Below are 755 nucleotides of genomic sequence, written 5' to 3'. Positions count from 1 at the left end.
TATTCGCCTTAGAGCCTTATTCCAGGTATTGACAGGCTTGGCGAAGTTAGCAGAGAACTTTTTAAACTTGAGCGGCGCGCTGATACTCACAAGTGCATCAAAGGCGTCGGGTTTATCAATGACTTGTTTAAGTGCCACCGCAGCGCCAGTAGAGAAACCAGCGATGACGATATGCTCACAGCAGTGCTTAAGTATTTCGTGGCCCCGGTTAACCGCCGCCGTCCATTCGCTCATTTTACGGCGAGATAAATCATCTGCCGATGTACCGTGCCCGTCCATTCGTGGCGCGTAGACGGTATAGCCTTGGCTATAAAGATAGTCAGCCCACTCTCGCACTTCTTCCGGGGCAGCCATTAGGCCATGAACAAGCAGCACTCCCTGCGTGGCTTGAGGCTGATGAAGCAGGTAAGGTTGGCCAATTTCTGGTGGCTTGGTTTCACCTTTAAGGAAGTGTTCCTGGTAATCGTTTATAAAACGACTCGTTTCTTCCTCTAGCAGGCATTGTGCTTTAGAGCTTAAGCTCATCTTAGGCTGACGCCGTAGCGGAAAATGCACTGTAAATCAGGCTGTAATGACAGGCGCCACCAATTAAGACCATTACGTGGAAGAGTTCATGGAAACTGAAAATTCCAGGCAACATTAAGGGTTTCTTACTTGCATAGAAAATAGCACCTAGCGTGAACGCGATACCGCCAGCAAAAAGCAGATTAACCTGCATATCGGTCATGAGATCCAAGATTTGTTGCATGGGGAAA

2 protein-coding genes are annotated in these 755 nt (G+C 48.3%); both read right to left on the bottom strand.

Annotation, left to right across the window (positions count from 1 at the left end; genetic code table 11):
- Positions 1 to 525 (bottom strand): carboxylesterase (locus A3735_RS25580; RefSeq protein ID WP_156499924.1); only part of this gene is annotated, 525 nt, incomplete at its 3' end.
- Between the two features lies 1 nt (position 526).
- Positions 527 to 755 (bottom strand): hemolysin III family protein (locus tag A3735_RS25575; protein WP_231882656.1); only part of this gene is annotated, 229 nt, incomplete at its 5' end.

Source organism: Oleiphilus sp. HI0061 (genome assembly GCF_001635675.1).
Note: the sequence above shows the minus strand (reverse complement) of the source record. Positions and strands in the feature narration are given on the sequence as shown.